The organism is Rhizobium sp. PP-F2F-G48 (genome assembly GCF_004342335.1).
Classification (GTDB): domain Bacteria; phylum Pseudomonadota; class Alphaproteobacteria; order Rhizobiales; family Rhizobiaceae; genus Ferranicluibacter.
This window is the reverse complement of record NZ_SLVH01000010.1, coordinates 173,102-191,442: the sequence shown is the minus strand read 5'-3', so window position 1 is coordinate 191,442 and position 18,341 is coordinate 173,102. Positions and strand designations below refer to the sequence as shown.

The 18,341-nt window shown below is 62.9% G+C and carries 17 protein-coding genes; 15 read left to right on the top strand and 2 right to left on the bottom strand.

Annotated features, from left to right (window positions below; translation table 11 throughout):
- Window positions 1-3 precede the first annotated feature (3 nt).
- The 10 genes from C8J36_RS20470 to virB11 are packed head-to-tail and all read left to right on the top strand — an operon-like array spanning window position 4 to window position 8,677.
- Window positions 4-342 (top strand): type IV secretion system protein VirB3, encoded by a 339-nt coding sequence (locus tag C8J36_RS20470; RefSeq protein WP_132537192.1) that lies wholly within the window; start codon window positions 4-6, stop codon window positions 340-342.
- The gene (locus C8J36_RS20465; RefSeq protein WP_132537191.1) at window positions 314-2,701 is read left to right on the top strand and encodes a VirB4 family type IV secretion system protein; all 2,388 of its coding nucleotides are present in this window, start codon (window positions 314-316) and stop codon (window positions 2,699-2,701) included. The genes C8J36_RS20470 and C8J36_RS20465 overlap by 29 nt, the downstream gene beginning before the upstream one ends.
- 8 nt (window positions 2,702-2,709) lie before the next feature.
- Window positions 2,710-3,405, top strand: a complete 696-nt coding sequence (virB5, locus tag C8J36_RS20460; protein WP_281029258.1) for a P-type DNA transfer protein VirB5 — start codon at window positions 2,710-2,712, stop codon at window positions 3,403-3,405.
- Entirely contained in the window at window positions 3,402-3,644 is a 243-nt protein-coding gene (locus tag C8J36_RS20455) for an EexN family lipoprotein (RefSeq protein WP_132537189.1), read from the top strand. Before virB5 ends, C8J36_RS20455 begins: the two co-directional genes overlap by 4 nt.
- Window positions 3,645-3,646: 2 nt before the next feature.
- On the top strand, window positions 3,647-4,588 hold the full coding sequence (locus tag C8J36_RS20450; RefSeq protein ID WP_132537188.1) for a type IV secretion system protein: 942 nt from the start codon (window positions 3,647-3,649) through the stop codon (window positions 4,586-4,588).
- 34 nt (window positions 4,589-4,622) lie between these two features.
- Entirely contained in the window at window positions 4,623-4,937 is a 315-nt protein-coding gene (locus C8J36_RS20445; RefSeq protein WP_245506656.1) for a type IV secretion system protein VirB7, read from the top strand.
- Between the two features lie 4 nt (window positions 4,938-4,941).
- Window positions 4,942-5,613 carry a virB8 family protein gene (locus C8J36_RS20440; protein ID WP_132537186.1) on the top strand — a complete coding sequence of 224 codons (672 nt, stop codon included), beginning with the start codon at window positions 4,942-4,944 and terminating at the stop codon, window positions 5,611-5,613.
- Window positions 5,610-6,470: a P-type conjugative transfer protein VirB9 gene (gene virB9 / locus C8J36_RS20435; RefSeq protein WP_132537185.1), complete on the top strand. Its 861-nt coding sequence runs from the start codon at window positions 5,610-5,612 to the stop codon at window positions 6,468-6,470. Before C8J36_RS20440 ends, virB9 begins: the two co-directional genes overlap by 4 nt.
- Window positions 6,471-6,488: 18 nt before the next feature.
- The gene (gene virB10 / locus C8J36_RS20430; RefSeq protein ID WP_132537184.1) at window positions 6,489-7,670 is read left to right on the top strand and encodes a type IV secretion system protein VirB10; all 1,182 of its coding nucleotides are present in this window, start codon (window positions 6,489-6,491) and stop codon (window positions 7,668-7,670) included.
- Window positions 7,667-8,677 (top strand): P-type DNA transfer ATPase VirB11, encoded by a 1,011-nt coding sequence (gene virB11 / locus C8J36_RS20425; protein ID WP_132537183.1) that lies wholly within the window; start codon window positions 7,667-7,669, stop codon window positions 8,675-8,677. Before virB10 ends, virB11 begins: the two co-directional genes overlap by 4 nt.
- 49 nt (window positions 8,678-8,726) lie before the next feature.
- Here the strand turns inward: virB11 and C8J36_RS20420 are convergent, their stop codons facing one another.
- Both C8J36_RS20420 and C8J36_RS20415 read right to left on the bottom strand, forming a co-directional pair.
- Window positions 8,727-10,052 carry an EamA family transporter gene (locus tag C8J36_RS20420; protein ID WP_165915124.1) on the bottom strand — a complete coding sequence of 442 codons (1,326 nt, stop codon included), beginning with the start codon at window positions 10,050-10,052 and terminating at the stop codon, window positions 8,727-8,729.
- Window position 10,053: 1 nt separating this feature from the next.
- Window positions 10,054-12,546: a pyridoxal-phosphate dependent enzyme gene (locus C8J36_RS20415; RefSeq protein ID WP_165915123.1), complete on the bottom strand. Its 2,493-nt coding sequence runs from the start codon at window positions 12,544-12,546 to the stop codon at window positions 10,054-10,056.
- Window positions 12,547-12,784: 238 nt separating this feature from the next.
- Here C8J36_RS20415 and C8J36_RS20410 point away from each other — a divergent pair, with 238 nt between their 5' ends.
- The 5 genes from C8J36_RS20410 to C8J36_RS20390 all read left to right on the top strand — a co-directional run bounded on the left by C8J36_RS20410 (window position 12,785) and on the right by C8J36_RS20390 (window position 18,341).
- On the top strand, window positions 12,785-14,173 hold the full coding sequence (locus C8J36_RS20410) for a PLP-dependent aminotransferase family protein (RefSeq protein ID WP_207897572.1): 1,389 nt from the start codon (window positions 12,785-12,787) through the stop codon (window positions 14,171-14,173).
- Between the two features lie 135 nt (window positions 14,174-14,308).
- Window positions 14,309-14,770 carry a ParB N-terminal domain-containing protein gene (locus C8J36_RS20405; RefSeq protein ID WP_132537179.1) on the top strand — a complete coding sequence of 154 codons (462 nt, stop codon included), beginning with the start codon at window positions 14,309-14,311 and terminating at the stop codon, window positions 14,768-14,770.
- 129 nt (window positions 14,771-14,899) lie between these two features.
- The gene (locus tag C8J36_RS20400; protein ID WP_132537178.1) at window positions 14,900-15,895 is read left to right on the top strand and encodes an ornithine cyclodeaminase; all 996 of its coding nucleotides are present in this window, start codon (window positions 14,900-14,902) and stop codon (window positions 15,893-15,895) included.
- Window positions 15,886-17,232 (top strand): Y4yA family PLP-dependent enzyme, encoded by a 1,347-nt coding sequence (locus C8J36_RS20395; RefSeq protein WP_132537177.1) that lies wholly within the window; start codon window positions 15,886-15,888, stop codon window positions 17,230-17,232. Before C8J36_RS20400 ends, C8J36_RS20395 begins: the two co-directional genes overlap by 10 nt.
- Window positions 17,229-18,341, top strand: a complete 1,113-nt coding sequence (locus C8J36_RS20390; protein WP_132537176.1) for a cysteine synthase family protein — start codon at window positions 17,229-17,231, stop codon at window positions 18,339-18,341. The genes C8J36_RS20395 and C8J36_RS20390 overlap by 4 nt, the downstream gene beginning before the upstream one ends.

Sequence of the window (18,341 nt, the reverse complement as noted above, 5' to 3'; positions counted from 1 at the left end):
GACATGGCCGAGAGGATCGCGCTCGAAGAGGACACGCTGTTCCTCGCCTGCACGCGGCCGGCGATGATCGCCGGCGTCACGATGGAGGCAATGGGGATCAACATGATCCTGACGACGGTGCTGTTCATCGTCGCGGGCTCGGTCGTCTATTCCCTTGTCGGCGTCGTCGTCCACATCGTCTTCAAGGCCGTCGTCAAGCATGACCACAACATGTTCCGGGTTCTCCTGGCCTGGGTCGACACGCGAGGCAGGGCGCGCAACGGCGCGATCTGGGGCGGCTCGACGGTGACGCCGCTCAAGCTCGCTCGTCGATATGATGCAAGGGATCTCGGCCTTGTCTAGAACCACCGCGATCAAAGCCCGGGAGCTGGAGCCAGAGGCCTTCATCCCCTACGTCCGCCATGTCGACGACAGCATGATCGCGCTCGACAGCCGCGCGCTCATGGTGATGATCGCCATCGAGGGTGTCTCCTTCGAGACGGCGGACCCGGTCGACCTCAACGCACTCCACCGCCATCTCAACACGCTCTATCGCAACATCGCCGACGAGCGCCTGGCGCTGTGGACGCACGTCATTCGGCGGCGGGACAATGCCTATCCGGAAGGAGCCTTCGCGAATTTCTTCTCGGCACGCCTCGATGCGCGTTACCGCGAGCGGATGATCGGCGAGGAGCTGTTTCGCAACGAGCTCGTCCTCACCCTCGTCTGGCATCCCGGCCGCGATCCCGCCGAAAAGCTGGCGAACCTGATGTCGCGCCTGCGCGGCGCTCGCCGACAGGGGAGTGAGGTCGACCAGGACGCGCTGAAGAAGCTGGGTGATACCGTCGTCGACGTGACGACCGGCCTGAAGCGCTTCTCGCCGCGCGTTCTGTCGCTGGTCGAGAACGACGGGATCGTCTTCTCCGAGCCGAGCGCGATCCTGCATCAGCTCGTCGGCGGCCGCCGCGAGCCCGTGCCGCTTACCGAAGGCCGCATTTCCTCGGCCATCTATTCCGACCGGGTCATCGTCGGCCGTGAGACGATCGAGATCCGCCATGAAGGCACGAGCCGCTATGCCGGCATGTTCGGCTTCAAGGAATATCCGGCCCGCACCCGGCCGGGCATGCTCGACGGGCTGCTGACCGCCCCCTTCGAGTTCATCCTGTCCCAGAGCTTCGCCTTCGCGTCGAAGTCGGACGCGAAAACGATTATGGCGCGCAAGCAGAACCAGATGGTCAGCGCCGGCGACCGCGCGAGTTCGCAGCTCGACGAGCTGGACGACGCCCTCGACGATCTGGAATCCAACCGCTTCGTGCTCGGCGAGCACCATCTGTCTCTTGCGGTCTTCGCACCAACGGTGAAGGCGCTCACCGACAACCTGGCAAAAGCCCGTTCGCATCTGACGAATGGCGGCGCGGTCGTCGCGCGCGAGGATCTGGGGCTGGAGGCCGCCTGGTGGGCGCAGCTGCCCGGCAACTTCCGCTACCGCTCGCGGTCCGGCGCGATCACCTCGAAAAACTTCGCGGCCTTCGCGCCCTTTCATGGCTACCCGACGGGAACCGCTGATGGAAACGAATGGGGTCCGGCCGTCGCCATGCTGAAGACGGCGTCGGGTTCGCCCTTCTACTTCAACTTCCATCACGGCGATCTCGGCAACACCTTCGTCTGCGGCCCGTCCGGCTCGGGCAAGACCGTGATCCTCAACTTCATGGTGGCCCAGCTCCAGAAGCACGACCCGCACATGGTCTTCTTCGACAAGGACCGCGGCGCCGATCTCTTCGTGCGGGCTGCCGGCGGCACCTATTTGCCGCTGAAGAACGGTGTTCCCACCGGCTGTGCGCCGCTCAAGGGCCTCGAGCTGACGCCCGCGAACCGGATCTTTCTCGCCCAGTGGGTCGCCAAGCTCGTCGGATCGCGCTCGCGCGAGTTGTCGGTCACGGAAACCCGCGACATCGCCGGCGCGATCGACGGTCTCGCCGACCTTGCGCCTGAGAACCGCACCATCGGCGCGCTGCGCAGTTTCCTCAACAACACCGATCCGGAGGGCATCGCCGCCCGTCTGCGGCGGTGGGAGAGGGGAGGGCCGCTCGGCTGGGTGTTCGACAACGAGACCGACGAGATCGGCATCGGCGCAAAATTCCTCGGCTACGACATGACCGACTTCCTCGACAACGAGCAGATCCGCACGCCGTTGATGGCCTATCTCTTCCACCGCGTCGAGCAGCTGATCGACGGGCGGCGGATCATCATCGTCATCGACGAGTTCTGGAAGGCGCTGGCCGACGAGGGGTTTCGCGATCTCGCGCAGAACAAGCTGAAGACCATCCGCAAGCAGAACGGCCTGATGCTGTTTGCGACCCAGAGCCCGCGCGACGCGATTGCCTCGCCGATCGCCCACACAATCATCGAACAGTGCCCGACGCAGGTCTTCATGCCGAACCCGCGCGGCAACCGCACCGACTATGTCGAAGGGTTCAAACTGACGGAAACGGAGTTCGAGCTCCTCGCTCGTGAGCTGTCCTCAGACAGCCGGCGCTTCATCGTCAAGCAGGGGCACGACAGCGTCGTCGCGGAGCTGAACCTGTCCGGCTTCGACGACGAGCTCGCGATCCTCTCGGGCCGCACCGCCAATGTCGAACTCGCCGAGACGATCCGCGCGGAGGTCGGGGAAAGGCCGGAGGACTGGCTGCCGCTGTTCCAGCAGAGAAGGAGTGCAAGCTGATGCGACGAATGAAGCTTTCCCGCGTCGTGGCCATAATGGTTGCGACCGTCACTGCTCCGGTTGGGCCTGCTGCCGCGCAGGGCATTCCGGTCATCGACCAGACGGCGATCCTGAAGCACATCGAGTCCATCACGCAGCTCAAAAGCCAGCTCGATGCCCTTAACCAGCAGATATCCGAGGCCCAGAAGCTCTACGGCTCTTTGAACAAGCTGACCGACATGGCCGATGTCGCGAGCCTCCTCAACCGGCCGGAGATCCGCAAGGCTCTGCCGGAAGACTTCGCCGGCATCGAGGATCTTCTGAACGGATCGGGGGAGGGCGCCTTCGGTGAAAGCGCTGCCCGGCATCTCGACGAGAACGCCACCTACCGGTCGGAAGCCGAGGATTTCTACGCCAGGGAACTGACGCGGACCCAGCAGCGCAATGCCGGGCAGATCACGCTCGGCGAGCAGATCTACGATGCCGCCACCAAGCGGATCGACGGCATCGACCAGCTTCGCCAGAAAATCGGAACGGCAGGAGACGCCAAGGAGATTGCCGACCTGCAAGCCCGTCTTCAGGCGGAGAGCGCCTTCCTGCAGACGGACGTCCTGCGCATGCAGGGTCTTCAGATGATGCAGCAGGCGCAGGCCCAGGTGGACGAACAGCGCAAGGCCGAGGATTGGCGCAAGCGCATGGACACCATGGGAGCGGCGTTCAAATGAGAACGTCCACCGCCATCGTCATGCTCGCCCTGGGGCTCGCCGGATGCTCGGAGGCAACGCCGCCGGAGCGCACCTACACGGTGGACGAACTCGTCGCGGACCAGGCGCTCCTGGCCGATCAGATTGCGAAGTGCCGGAACGATCCGGGCGCGCTGGCAACCAAGTCGAACTGCGTCAATGCCGAGGCCGCCGACGGAAAGTCGCGGCTGGAGCGCATGCGCAAGGCGCTGGAAGGTTAGCGATGTACACCGTCTTCGCCTTCCTCGACGACCAGTTCCGAACACCGCTGGAGACGTTCGTCTCGACCGGCACCTCGAACATCGCCGCCTGGATCGCGGGACCGCTCACCGTCGCGCTGACGCTCTATGTCGTGCTCTACGGCTTCCTGATCCTGAAAGGCTCGATCAGCGAGCCGATCATGGACTTCGCCTTTCGCGCCATCAAGCTCGCCATCATCCTGATGCTCGTGCGCAATGCCAGCGACTATCAGACCTACGTCACCGATCTCTTCTTCGAGAGCCTGCCGCGCGAGATCTCGGCGGCGCTCAATTCCGGCACGGCGCCCAGCGCCAGCACCTTCGACAGCCTTCTCGATAAGGGCCAGAAGTCGGCCCACGACATCTGGTCGCGCGGCTCCTGGCCGGTCGACATCGTCACGGGCTTTGGCGGCATGCTGGTGATCGGGGCGAGCTTCGTCGTCGCCGCCATCGGCTACATCGTCTCGCTCTATGCGCGACTGGCGCTGGCCATCGTGCTGGCGATCGGCCCGATCTTCGTCGCGCTCGCCATGTTCCAGGCGACGCGCCGCTTTACCGAGGCCTGGCTCGGCCAGCTCGTCAACTTCGTCCTCCTTCAGGTTCTCGTCGTCGCCGTGGGATCGCTGCTGATCTCCAGCATCAACACGACCTTCACCGCGATCGAGGCCTATAGCGACGTGCTGATGCGCCCGATCGCGCTCTGCGCCATCTGCCTTTCCGCCCTCTATGTCTTCTACCAACTGCCGGGCATCGCCTCGGCGCTGGCGGCCGGCGGCGCGTCGCTGACCTACGGCTACGGCACGGCGCGCGATGCCCATCAGGGCTCGGTCGCCCGCGGCGCGGTTCTGGCAGGCCGTGGCACGGTCGCGACTGCTCGAGGCGCCCGCGCGCTCGCCCGCAAACTTCTCACCAAGGGGGTCGCCTGACCCCATGCCCGCAGTTCAAAGTCCAGAGTTCCTCATGCCGTTTCAAAAAGCATTCTTCATCTGCATCGCGTCCCTGCTCACCGGCTGCGCATCGATCTCCTATCCGCTTCCCAAATGCGACGGCGCCACCAAGCGGCCGCTCAACCGATCCATGTGGCAATGGCAGGAGGAGAGGGCAGGGGTCTCGCGTCATCATACAGCGGAGGCCACGGAGGCTTCGCAGACGGCGCCGGGCGTTGCAATCGCGCCCCTCAACTATGCGGAGACAGTGACGGCACGGGCGGCCGACCATCCGGCTTTCGCCGGCTTCGACGAGGCGGGCTCGCGCCGCGCCTGCCGGGCGGGGTAGGGCGATGATCACCTCCGACACCCTGAAGAGCTATTTCGACAAGGCCCGCCGTTTCGATCAGGACCGGCTCCTGCGCGTCGAGCGCTCGGCCCGCATCGCCTGGGGCGTGGCGATCGCATCCAGCGTCATCGCGGCGCTCGCCGTCTTCTCGGTGGCGGCGCTCACGCCGCTGAAGACGGTGGAGCCCTTCGTGATCCGCGTCGACAACTCCACCGGTATCGTCGATGTCGTCTCGGCGCTCACCTCGACGGCCGGGTCCTATGACGAGGCGGTCACCAAATACTTCGCCGCCCGCTATGTCCGGGCGCGCGAGGGTTACGTCCAGTCGGAGGCCGAGGAGAACTTCAGGACCGTCTCGCTGCTGTCGAGTGCGGCCGAGCAGACCCGCTTCGCTAACCTCTACAGCGGCAGCAACCCGGACTCGCCGCAGAACCTTTATGGCCGTAACGCGACTTCAGAGATCACGGTGAAATCGATCTCGCTGATCTCCGCGGACGTCGTCTCCGTCCGCTACATCCGCACTGTCGCGCGCGGCGAGGAGACCACGATGACCCATTGGGTCGCGACGCTCACCTATGCCTATACCAATGCCCCGATGTCCTCGACGGACCGCCTGACGAACCCGCTCGGCTTCGTCGTCAGCGAATACCGGGCCGATCCGGAGGTCACGCAATGAGGCAAAAACCGATCATCATCGCGGCGCTTGCAGCCGTCCTCCTAGCAGGACCGGCGCATGCCCTTGAAGTTCCCCGCGGCGCCGACGGCGACAGCCGCGTGCGCTTTGTCAACTACCAGCCCTACGACATCACCCGCATCGTCGGCTCGCTGCGCTCGTCCGTGCAGGTCGAGTTCTCCCCCGACGAGGAGATCGCCCATGTGGCGCTCGGCAACACGGTGGCCTGGGAGGTCGCCCCCGCCGGCAACATCCTCTTCCTCAAACCGCGCGAGAACCAACCTGTCACCAACATATCCGTCGTCACGACGCGCCGTGACGGCTCCAAGCGCAGCTACCAGATGGAGCTGATGGTCCGGGAGGGCTCGGTCGAAGCCGGGCAGAACACATACTTCTACGTCAAATACCGCTATCCCGCTGACGAGGCGGCGCAGAAGCGGCTGGCCTCAGCCGCACGTGCGGAGGCCGCGAAAGCGGGCGAGGCGGATGCTGTTCTGGGGATCCACGAACAGTATGGCCCGCGCAACTGGCGCTACGCCGCGCAAGGCTCGGTCGCGATCGAGCCGCAAGCTGTCTACGACAACGGCAAGATCACCACCTTCGCCTTTTCCGGGAACCAGGAGATGCCGGCGATCTACATCGAGAACAGCGACGGTGCGGAGACGCTCGTGCCCAAATCCGTGACCGGCGATCTCGTGCTCATCCACGCGGTCAGCCGCAAATTCATCCTGCGCCGCGGCAGCGACGTGCTCTGCATCTTCAACGAGGCCTGGTCGGCGACCGGTATCAATCCCGGAACCAACACGACGTCGCCTTCGGTCGAGAGGGTTGTCGCCCTGCCGTCATCAGCACGGCGATAGGGAATGGGAGGGGCAACCATGGCTGAACAGACCGAACCCACAATCGACGGCGAACGCGCCGAGACGCCGACCGCACGCCCGGCCGAGAACCAGCTGGCCAAGCGGGGGCTCGTGGTTCTCGCCGTTGTCGCCTTCATGGGCTTTGCGGCGTGGTCGATGCGCCCAGGCGTTCCGAGGACCGACGAGGCGCCGCCCGGGCGGGTCGTCCAACGCCAGACACGCGACTTCGAACCGGCAAAGCCGGAACCGGCGCCGGTTACTCCGGTCGCGCTGCCCGCTCCACTACCGACGCCAATGGCGGAACCGCCGTCCGCACCTGTCACGGACGAGCTGCTGGACTCGGCACGCCGCGCTCCAGTCATGGCCTTCGGCGGAGGGGCCGCAGGATCGGGACGGCGCGATACCGCATCGACCGACACCAGCGAAGCGACGGATAGTGCCTTTCAGCCGTTTCCAGCTGCGGGCTTCGGTGGCGAGGCGCGAGGTGAGAACGAAGACCAGCGCTTCAACCGCATGCTGACGCCGACCCAGCTCGAGGGCTCGCGCGCCGGGTATCTCGGAAATCGCAACTTCATCGTCGCCATGGGCACCTCGATCCCCTGCGTGCTCGAGACGGCCATGGCCTCCGATCAGCCCGGCTTCGCCAGCTGCGTTACCAACCGCGACATCCTGTCCGACAATGGCCGCGTCGTGCTCATGGAAAAGGGCACCCAGATCGTCGGCGAATACCGCGGTGGCCTGCGCCGTGGCCAGAACCGGCTGTTCGTGCTGTGGAACCGGGCCAAGACCCCGACCGGCGTCATCGTCACGCTCGCCTCGCCCGCCACCGACCCGCTCGGCCGCGCCGGCTTTGACGGTCATGTCGATACCCACTGGTGGGAGCGGTTTGGCAGCGCGCTCCTTCTGTCGATCGTCGGGGACGCCACATCCGTTCTGTCGCAGCAGCTGCAGGACCAGGATATCGACATGGAAGGGACAACGAGCGCGGGCAAGGATGCCGCGGCCATCGCCGTCGAGCAGTCGATCAACATCCCGCCGACGCTGAACAAGCACCAGGGATCACTTGTCTCGATCTTTGTGGCCCGCGATCTCGACTTCTCGGGCATCTATCGCCTCCGCGTCATCGAACCGCGCAACACGATCTACGACCGCGCGGTCTCGGGCGACTTCAGCCGTCATTCCGACCTCGTGACCAAGTGACCGGTGGCGCCGCTTCCGACGTCGGCGTCGTCCGGCAGTTGCTCGCGCCGCTGTCCGCGTTCCTGAACGATCCGTCGCTCTACGAGATCGTCGTCAACCGGCCGGGGGAGGTCCTGACCGAAGGCGCCGGAGGGTGGAATCGCCACGAAGTGCCGGAGCTCACCTTCGACAGGCTGATGCGGCTGGCGCGAGCCGTGGCCAGCTTCTCGACCCAAGCCATCGATGAGGCGCATCCGCTTCTGTCCGCCACCCTTCCGGACGAGGAACGCATCCAGATCGTCATCCCGCCAGCCGTGACCAAGGGGACCGTGAGCCTCACCCTGCGCAAACCCTCGACCGTCGCCTTGAGCCTCCGCGAACTGGACGAGGCCGGCCTGTTCGCGGACGTAACTCACGCAACCACCGAGATCGGCGGGGACGACGCGGAGCTGCTGAAGCTGCATCAGTCCGGCCGGATCGCTGCTTTCCTCGAGAAAGCAGTTCTGGCCCGCAAAAACATCATCATCTCCGGGGCGACCGGCTCGGGCAAGACGACCCTCTCGAAGGCCCTGATCCAGCATATCCCGACCTCGGAGCGGATCATCACCATCGAGGACACGCCGGAGCTCGTCGTACCCCAGCCCAACCACGTGCGGCTGTTCTATTCGAAGGGCGGGCAGGGGCTGTCGAAGGTTGGGCCAAAGGAGCTGCTGGAGTCCTGCCTGCGCATGCGACCGGATCGCATCCTCCTGCAGGAGCTGCGCGACGGGACGGCCTTCTATTACATCCGCAACGTCAATTCCGGCCATCCCGGCTCCATTACGACCGTCCATGCGGACTCCGCTCGGCTGGCCTTCGAACAGCTGACGCTTCTGGTGAAGGAGTCTGAGGGCGGGCGCGATCTCGCGCGGGACGACATTCGCGGGCTTCTCACCGAGCTGGTCGATATCGTGGTTCAGTGCAAGCGCGTCGGCGGGCGGTTCAGAGTGACAGAAGTCGCCTTCGATCCGTCGCAACGAAACGCATGACAGCAAAGGCACTGTGGCGGGTCCCGCAACAGCGTTCTCTTGCGTCGCGTTACGCGCCAAAGCGAATGGAAAGAGGCTCGACAAACAGATCGGCCAACGCTCCGACGATGGCAACTTTGATGCTCTGGCAAATCATCGCATCCGCTCCCGTAACGTTGATCGATAGCGAGCCATCCGCATGCCGGAGTTCGGCATTTCCCTTCGAAAACGTCAGACGTATGGAGGATCCTTGCGCGACGAAACCATCGGCAATCGAAGGAACCATTCTGCGAAGCCGGTCATGCAGGAGATGGGGATCCGGGCAGTTCAACGTGGCGGTAAAGCTGATGCTTGCGTTTTCGGCACGATGTGGCGGCACCCATTCTGCACGGATGGCTCCGGGAAGGTCCGGAGGGTCGGCCCGACCTTCCGGAGGGGTTGAAGCGGAACCCCGGTTCTTCGTCCCGTGTTGAAACGAAGACGGGTGGGACGTGAGGAGCACGGCGAAGATGACGAGCGCTACTCCCGCCACCTGCAGCGCATCGAGCTCTTCGCCAAGAAAGAGCGCCGCAGCGAGGGCGGCACTGACCGGATCCAGCATGCCGATCAATGTCGCCTGAAACGCCGGAACCGATTTCAGACCCGCAACATAAAGCTTGTAGGGCAGCACCGTCGCGAAGATCGATATGAACAGGATCGACATCCACGCGGATCGATCGATACTGCCGGGATCGAGATCGATGGTGGGCACAACGGCAAGCGCTACAAGGGCCGCGAAGGCAAAGGAGTAGACGGTTATGTACTGCTCGGCCATGCCCCGGTCATGCGCGCGCGTCACCAGCATATTGTAGGCGGCGAAGAAGAGCCCGCACCCAAGTCCGAAAGCGATCCCCGCCCAACCCGTTGCCAAAGAGGCAAAATCGTATCCCCGGACGAGAAGGAAACACCCGGCCAGCGCGATCGTGATCGACAGGAGCCTGAACCGATCGGGGAGCTTTCTGAAGGCTGCGGCCTCAATGACGATCACGAAGACCGGGGCCGTGTACTGCAGCATGATCGCGGTGGCGACGCCGGCCTCTGCAATGGCCTCGTAGAACGTATAGGTGACGGCGAAGGTGAGGAACCCGATCGCCGCCAGCATGGGGACATCGGATATGCCCGGCTTCTGCCATGAGCCGCTGACGCGGAACAATGCCATCAGCACGATCGCCGCGATAACAGTTCGAAGGACCGTCAGCGCGAGCGGATCGACGCTGCCGTTGAAGAGGAATTTCGACATCGCCCCGGCAAGGCCAAACAGAAGAGCGGCAAGGGCGATGTATGTGTAGGCGGCCTTTTGTCCGGATCCGGTCTGAGCGTCACGATCTCGAATGCCGCGCTGTCGGTCGATCGCCATGTCAGTGCGCGCCGTCTTCATATGGCCGCGACACCTCCGCTCGCCGACCCTCGTCGGCGAATGCGGGGAAGAAGAAATCCAGAGCGCGGATAATGGCCTGGGCGAGCGCCATGATGTCGTCGTCGGTCTCTTCTCCGATCGAAAAGCGCAGGAACGGTGGCATGTCGTTTGCCATCGCGGCTGCGGCCGACACGCGGGTGGTCGAGAAGCCGAAGCTCACCCCCTTCGTGATGGCCACATCCGCCTTCCGGCATTCATGCAGGATCCGGTCGATCAGGAAATCCAGGCATCCCCGATTGTTCAGCCCGTGATCGCACATCGTCAGCGACACGATACCCCCGCCATGCGCCCACCCCAAAGCACGCCATTGCCTCGGATACGCGATCGAAAACAGATCGCCGCCGGGGTCGCTCTCGCGAAGCATCGCTGTCAGCCGTTCGGCGTTTTCCGTCAGGCGGGACATTCTTGCGAGGAAGGTCGCGCGGTCATACCGCGGAAAGCGCGTGATCCCGCTTTGATACATGACCGCGCCGAGATTCCGTCGATGTCGAGACAGGTTCGGCGCATGGGTTTTGCGGCTGACGACGACGCCCGCCATCTGAAGATCGAGTCCGAACTGTAGATACTTGCTTCCACTCTCGTAATAGAGAACCTGCGGATGATTTTTTCCGCTGAAGATCGAGAATATGTCGAGGCCACCCGATACCATCGTGCCGTCGACGACAAGCCATTTGCTCGACCAGTCCTTGCCCCCCAGCCGGTCCGCCATGTCCTGGAAATCGATCGTGTGGAGCGTGCCGAGATTGGCGAGCGGATCGAGCATGACCAGATCCGCATCATGCTCTTCCACGATCCCGATGAGCGAGGGCACGTCCCAGGCATCGCCTTGAATGCAGCGGGCGTGTTTGAGGGCGAGCACCTGCTCCATGGCCTCGAAGTAGATATAAGGCGCCATGACGATCTTTGGATTTGCCGGCAGCATGTCGCGGATCAGGAAGCTCTCGATCACGCTGAACGCGGCCTGACCGGATGACGTCAGCAAGAGATCCTCGGTTTCGGGATCGTGCCCAAGCGCGCTCAGGAGATCGAGTTCGCGTTCGCGCAAGAGGTTCGATCCGTATCGATCGTAGTTCACCCCGGCATGGCTGTTCTCGGCCGGATCGAAAAACATGATCGTCTTCGACTGGTCGACGCTGGCGCTGCACCAGGACAGGCTGTTTCGTAGGTAGGAGAAGGATTGCAGCGCCATTCGATACGACGACCGCACGTCTTCGGCGCTGGCCGTGATATCGTCTGTCATGCCGCTGACGAACGTCTTCAGCCCCGATAGCGCCTCGGAGGCGAATGCTGCAGCCGGGCCGCCGCCCTGCAATTCTTGCGCGGCGGCAAACGCATGATGGCGATCGAGGTCGTCTTCGTATCGTGTGAGATCCTCGCTCAACGTCTCGACGAGCGGCCGCCATATGTCGCTTCGCGTGGACGCGGTTCCCGGGTTGGATCGTGAAGAAGGTCCGGCAAGGCCCGCCTGCTTGTAGCGAACGGCTTCCATGGGCAGGGAGATGGACTGGTTTCCCAGAATCCTGGCGAGAACGGGATCGTCGGAGCGGGTCGCCAGCGCCTGCATGAGCGATGTGGTGGAGAGGTTTCCGCCACACACCAGCAGAAGGACATTGCCTTTGAAGCGCTCCGCGTCGGGATCGGCAAGCAGTGCCGCAACGCCGATCGCACCCGCACCTTCCACCAGTTGCCCCTCCCTCTGAAGCATCGCGACGATCGCGGCTTCGATCAACGCTTCCTCGACATTCACGAAACGGTCAGCAATGCGCAGCAGGAGCGGACCGAGAGCACCGTCGTCGTGCTGAACCGCCAGACCGTCGGCAATCGTGGGATAGATTGGCTTCAGAAACTCCGATGCGCCGCCCTTCGATAGCGAGCGCCTGAAGGCGGCCGGATGCAAGGCAACGAGTTCGGTAGGGGGCGACCGCCTCCGGAAACACGTGCCGAAGCCGGCAAGAAGACCACCGCCGCCGAGCGGAATGGCGATCTGGTCGAAGGACGCCACGGCCTGATCGAGAACCTCGACGGCGAGCGACCCTTGTCCGACGATGACGTCGGGATGGGAGAATGGAGAGATGAAGGCGCCACCGATCTCGGTCGCATAGGCTTTGGCAAGCTGCGTGCTTTCGAACAGGTCGCGGCCGGCGGGAACGACCTCCGCCCCCATGCCGATCAGGCGCCGTAGTTTTAGCTCGGATGCGGCGGCCGGCACGAATATTCGGCTCTGCCGGTCCAGCATCTGCGCAACATGCGCAATGGCGAGCCCGTGGTTTCCCGCAGATGCCGTAACGATGGGCGCCGTTGCATCCAGCTTCCGGATGGCATTGTAGGCGCCGCGGAACTTGAATGAATTGGTGAGCTGCCGGGATTCGAGTTTGGCCCAGACAGTTCTGCCGGGCGCGTCGAGCCAGGGAAGCCTGATGGTCGGCGTCCTCAATGCAACCTCGCCGATGTGGACAGCGTCGTCTTCAATCAAACGTAAGAGTTGCGTCTCGAAGTTGATGTCTTGCAGCATAATGACGACCAGTCTTGTTGATTCAATTGAAAGTTCAACAAGCTCACGCTTCTGGTGTGTATCTCGCGTAGCTTACAGTAGCTATTCTTCCAACAGCACTTGATTGTATGGATCAAGGATTTTAATGTATGGCATACAATTATCGGTAGAGACTTTGAGCATGTGGATTCCACGATTGCGTTCCGACCGCCGTAAATACGAGGCCCTCGTCGAGGAACTCGGCAAGGCGATCGAAACGGGCGTCCTGAAACCGAACGATCTTCTGCCGCCACAACGTGAGTTGGCCTACGCGCTGGGCATCAATCTCTCGACTGTGACGCGCGCCTATACCGAAGCGACGCGGCTCGGCATGATCAGGGGCGAGGTCGGGCGGGGCACTTATGTCCTGTCCGACAGCCGGGAGGTCAGCATTTTCCTGGAGACCGCCAGAAAGCGGGAGGAGATCGACCTCGCCACGATCGGCGGCCGCATCGATCGCCTCAATGGTTCAGGCGCGGCGGCCGGAGCGTTCGCGGAATCGATATCCGGTCTTCTTGCCTACGGAAGCCAGGATCTCTCCCGACGGGCAGAAGATGCCGTTCGACAATGGTGCGCCTGGCGCGGACATGCCTTGGGGACCGATACCATTGTCCTGTGCGCCGGTGCCCACGCCGGACTGGATGCCGCGCTGCGGGTTCTGACCAAGCCCAAACAGGCCGTTCTTTGCGAGGAGCATACGTTTCCGGGTTTGAAGGCTGTTGCACGGTTTTGCGATATCCGGCTGGTGCCCGTCATGTGTGACTCTGGTGGCGCCATTGCGGAATCGCTGTTGCATCAGGCCAGGGCGACAGGCGCACGGCTCTTCGTCACCGTTCCGAACATGCAGAACCCGACGGGGTCCACCATGTCGAGGGAACGTCGGGCCGAAATCTGCAAGGTCGTCGAGAGCGCTGGAATCACGGTTATCGAGGATGACGTCTACGGCGCGCTGTGTGACGAACCCACGCTGATCTCCGGATTGTCCGGCCAGCACATCTACCTTTCCAGCCTATCGAAAAGTGTCGCACCGGGTTTGAAGTTCGGGTTCCTGGCGGGCAAACAAGAAGCTCTGGAGAGGCTGTCGCAGGAGGTCACTTTGACGAGTTGGCTGACCTCGCCCCTGCTTCAGACACTGGCCGCAGACGTGATCGAAAGCGGCGCGGCGCAGGAACAGACGATGCGAAATCGGCGGGTCCTTCGTGAGCGGGCTCTCATTGTGGAGCGGATATTCGGCTGTTCGCCGCGCACTCCGGCACCCTACCTCTGGCTGAAGACACCCTGCGATCCAGACCACTTTGTCGATCTGGCTGTCGCGAACGGGGTGCGCGTGATATCTTCTTCAGCATTCAAAGTCACAAGAATGGCCCACTGCCATGTTCGTGCGTCATTGTTCGGCAATGCTGACGACGAAGAGATCGCCCGGGGATTGACGGTCCTGAGACAACTGGGTGCGTCCATCGGACAAAGCGCGTCAGTGCTGCGGAATGCCATCGTTATACGAGATGAAGGTTTGGCTGCAGAGGCGTCATAAGAACGCAGCAATTACAACAATTCTAAAGTTGATAATTTTAATCATCTTTAATTGACACTGCTTAATAAGAGTGTAGTTTGCCCAAATTGTAAGCTTCTGTTTGCTCTCGTCAGTCATTCCGTCAGGAGGGATTTTATGGACACGAGCATCACGATCTATAGCCTTGTTGATCCTCAGTTTTTGCAGCCTACCGAAGACATCGATCCTGCAAGGGTTTCCGAACTTCAACAGGAAATCTTAAGTGCCGGTCGCTGGACTCAACCTGTTTCCATCCACAAGGACGAGCGGTTCGTCATGGATGGCCACCACAGGCTGGCGATCGCCCAGCGCCTCGGCTTGAAAATTCTACCTGTTGTGCTTCTGGACTACGACAGAGTGGGCGTCACAGCATGGCGTGAAGGCGAGACGATCACGCCGGACAGTGTTTTTGCCATGGCGCGCAGCGGGCGCAGGTTTCCCTGCAAGACAACGCGGCATATCTTTAGAGATCCGCTTCCTCATTGTGACATCGCGCTGGACGACCTCCGGCATCCGCCCCTTCTGCCGGTCGCCGCCCGCGTCAACACGCGGACGGGAAACATGATGGGCGCTGTCTAGACGCCGGCCAGCCACTCAAACGCCTCTCCCCATAAACTCATCGCAACGATCAACGAGCCCGGCTGACGGCTTGGCTCGAACGAACTTTGCTGCCTTGGACCCAAGTCCAGAACATCGAAAGGCATGACCATGACGAAGTCATATATGCTGACACCTGCCGTCCACATCCTCACCCGCTCCGATCTATCCGACATCGAGTTGCCGCCAGCCGATGTCATTCGCCTTGTGGAAGACGCCTATTCATTTTACGCCAACGGAGAATCCCGTTGCCCGACGAAACTGATGATGCCGCTTCCCAACGAGCAGCGTGACGCCGTTTCCTACTCGATGCTCGGCTACGACGGCGCGCTCCAGCAACTCGGCTTCAAGACGTCCTATCGTCAGGGCAATGACAGCGCCGAAAAATACTACACGACGATCAGCCTCTACGACGACACGACGGGGCTTCCCTTCGTGTTCATGGATTGCCACCGGGTCGGCGGCTCCAGGACGCCCGCCACGACGGCGATCATCGCCAAACATTGCGCGGTCGAGAACCCGACATCGGCCCTGATGATCGGAACCGGTGCGCAGGGCATCAACACGCTGCCCTATCTCTTGACGGCGCTTCCCTCCCTTCGCACGCTTCGACTGTTCGGCACGCATCCCGATGGCATTGCCGCGAGCCTCGCGACCTTTGCCCGGCATTTTCCGGACCGGGAGATCGAGCTCGTCGAGGACGTTCCCGAAGCGGTCGCCGACGCCGATATCGTCGTCGCGGCATCCGGTCGAGCCGCTCACCCCAAGGTCCAGACGAACTGGATGAAGCCCGGTGGCCTGCTGATTTCGGTGGCGAGCAAAGGCGTTGAAGCTGGAGCGCTAGCGCAGGCCGACTATGCGGTCGCAACCAATGAAGGGCAGATGGGCGTCACCGGTAAAAGGCTGGCTGGCCCGGACGGCATCGCCTCGATCGATGCCGAACTGCCGGACATCGTCGCCGGGCGGAAGCCCGGCCGCCGTTCGCAGAGCGATCGGGTGTTCGCCTTCAGCAGCGGCATGATCATCACCGATATTCCGGTGGCCCATGCGCTTGCCACCCGAGGGATCGCCGCAGGTCGCGGCAAGAGGGTCGAGCTATGGAACTAGCTCCGATTTCGATGCGCGCGAAAGAGCGGGCCTGGGCCGTCGCCGCCAGGCAAGACGTCGCTTTGCTGGATCAGATCGGGCGGGCCGTCGGCGGGCCGTTTCACCTCGTGCATCCGGAAAGCTTCGCAGACAATCTCGCAGCCTTCCAGCAGGTCCTGCGGGACAGGCAGGTCCGAGGTGCCGTCTACTTCGGCAAGAAGGCCAATAAGGCAGGGACCTGGCTCCGCGAGGTCGCCGAACTCGACGGCTCGGTCGATGTGGCGAGCAGTCCCGAGTTCGTTCACGCACTCGCCAATGGCATCCGGGGTGACGATATCGGTGTGACCGGGGCTGCCAAGAGTGACGATCTCTTGTGGCTATCTGCCCGGCACAGCGCGACGGTCGCGATCGACGCGCTGGATGAGCTGGAACGTGCGATCGTCATTGCGGAACGAACGAAAGCGCTTCGTGTGCTTCTGCGTGTTCTTCCACCCGGAGCGCCCAACAGTCGTTTCGGGCTGAACCCCAGCGATCTTCGCCTGGCTTTGCAGCGTTGCGCGGATAAGCGTCAACACCTTGTCATGGATGGATTTTCCTTCCATCTCGACGGTTACGCTGTCGAGCCTCGAGCACAATTGGCCTTCCTACTGATCGATCAGTGCTTGGAAGCCAGGCGCGAAGGGTTTCCCGCCTCGTCGATCTCGATCGGCGGTGGCTTCGCCTGCAGCTACGTCGACGGCGAAGATTGGGAAGCCTTCAAGACTGAGCTCGACCCGACGCTGTTCCACGCGGACAAGAGCTTCAGCCAGTTCTATCCCTATCATCAGTCTCCCACCGGCGCCGACATGCTCGATGCGATCCTGCAAATGCCGGTCGGAGAGGGGGCGGGTGACGAGACGCTCGCAGGCAAGCTGACCGCTAGCGAGGTCCAGTTACATCTGGAGCCCGGGCGGGCGCTTCTCGACGGCGCCGGCATGACCGTCTTTCCGGTTCAGGGCTTCAAGCAAAATGCAGAGCACGGGATCGTCACCGTCGCCGGCCTCAGCATGAGCCTGTCCGAGCAGTGGAAGAACAGCGAGTTTTTGCCCACGCCCCTTCTTGTTCAACAGGGAGCGCCGCGCCCTCAGGTTCCCGTCCGCGCCGCGGTCGGCGGCTCCAGTTGCATGGAGTACGACATCCTCACCTGGCGGAAGATCATGTTCCCGGCCGCACCGCGTCACGGCGACCTGATCGTCTATCCCAACACGGCCGGCTACCAGATGGACAAGAACGAGACCGAGTTCCATCAGCTCGCACTTCCCTCGAAAATCGTTGTCTCCCAGCACGATGACCGTCTCATCTGGAGGATGGACTCATGAACGTTCGCAACACCGCGTCCTTCGAAAACATCGCATCGAACGCCTCCGACCTGATCGGCAACACCCCCATGTTCGAGCTGGCACGGACCGGCGCGGGCAGCCGGCTGCTCCTGAAGCTGGAGCAGTTCAATCCGACAGGAACCTGCAAGGTCCGGATGGCGCGGGAGATGATCCTGGCCGCCGAGCGCGACGGCAAACTGAAGCCAGGCGGAAGGATCGTCGAACCCACCTCCGGCAATACCGGAACCGGTCTCGCCCTTATCGCGATCGAGCGGGGCTACCGCTTCACGGCGATCGTCGATCACCACGCCTCACGCGACAAGCTTCGCGCCATGCAGGCGATGGGCGTCGATCTTGTCTTCGCCGAAGGCAGGGGCGAAGGACCGAGCACCGTGGAGCGGCGCCGGATCGCCGGCGAAATCGCCGAGACCACCGGAGCCTTCTGGCCGGACCAGCACCATAACCCCAACAACAATGCGGGCTATGCTGGCTTGGCCCTGGAACTGCTGCGCGATCTCGGCGCGGATGTGGATTATCTCATCGGGGCTGTCGGCACAGGCGGAACCTTGTGCGGCACGGTGCAGGAGCTACGCCGCCTTGGATCCGGCGTGACCAGCATCGGCGTGGAGCCGACGGGGTCGATCATCTTCGGCGGGCCGGCGGGAAAATACTGGCAGACCGGCGCCGGTGCGCCAGGTGGGTTCACCGTCGGTCCGAACGTCGATCATTCCCTGATCGACGAAGGGTTGACCGTCGATGACATCGACGCATTCACGGCGGCCCGCGTCGTCGCACGCCGAACAGGCCTCCTTGTCGGCGGCACGGCCGGCGCTGCGATCGACGTGGCTCTGCGACGGCTCGCACGCGTCGAGCCCGGCAGCACCATGGTGGTTCTGGTCTGCGATGCCGGGGAGAAATATCTCGACACCGTCTTCAACGATGAATGGCTCCGCGAACGGCAACTTCTGAACGAACCGGCCCATCAACGTCTTCACCGGCTGTTCGACGCCTATCGGGACTCCATCCGTCTTGCATCGACCCGTCTGGCATCGGCCAGCCTCGCATCGGCGCGTCTCGCATCGACGGCCCGCATGGCGGCTGGAGCATAG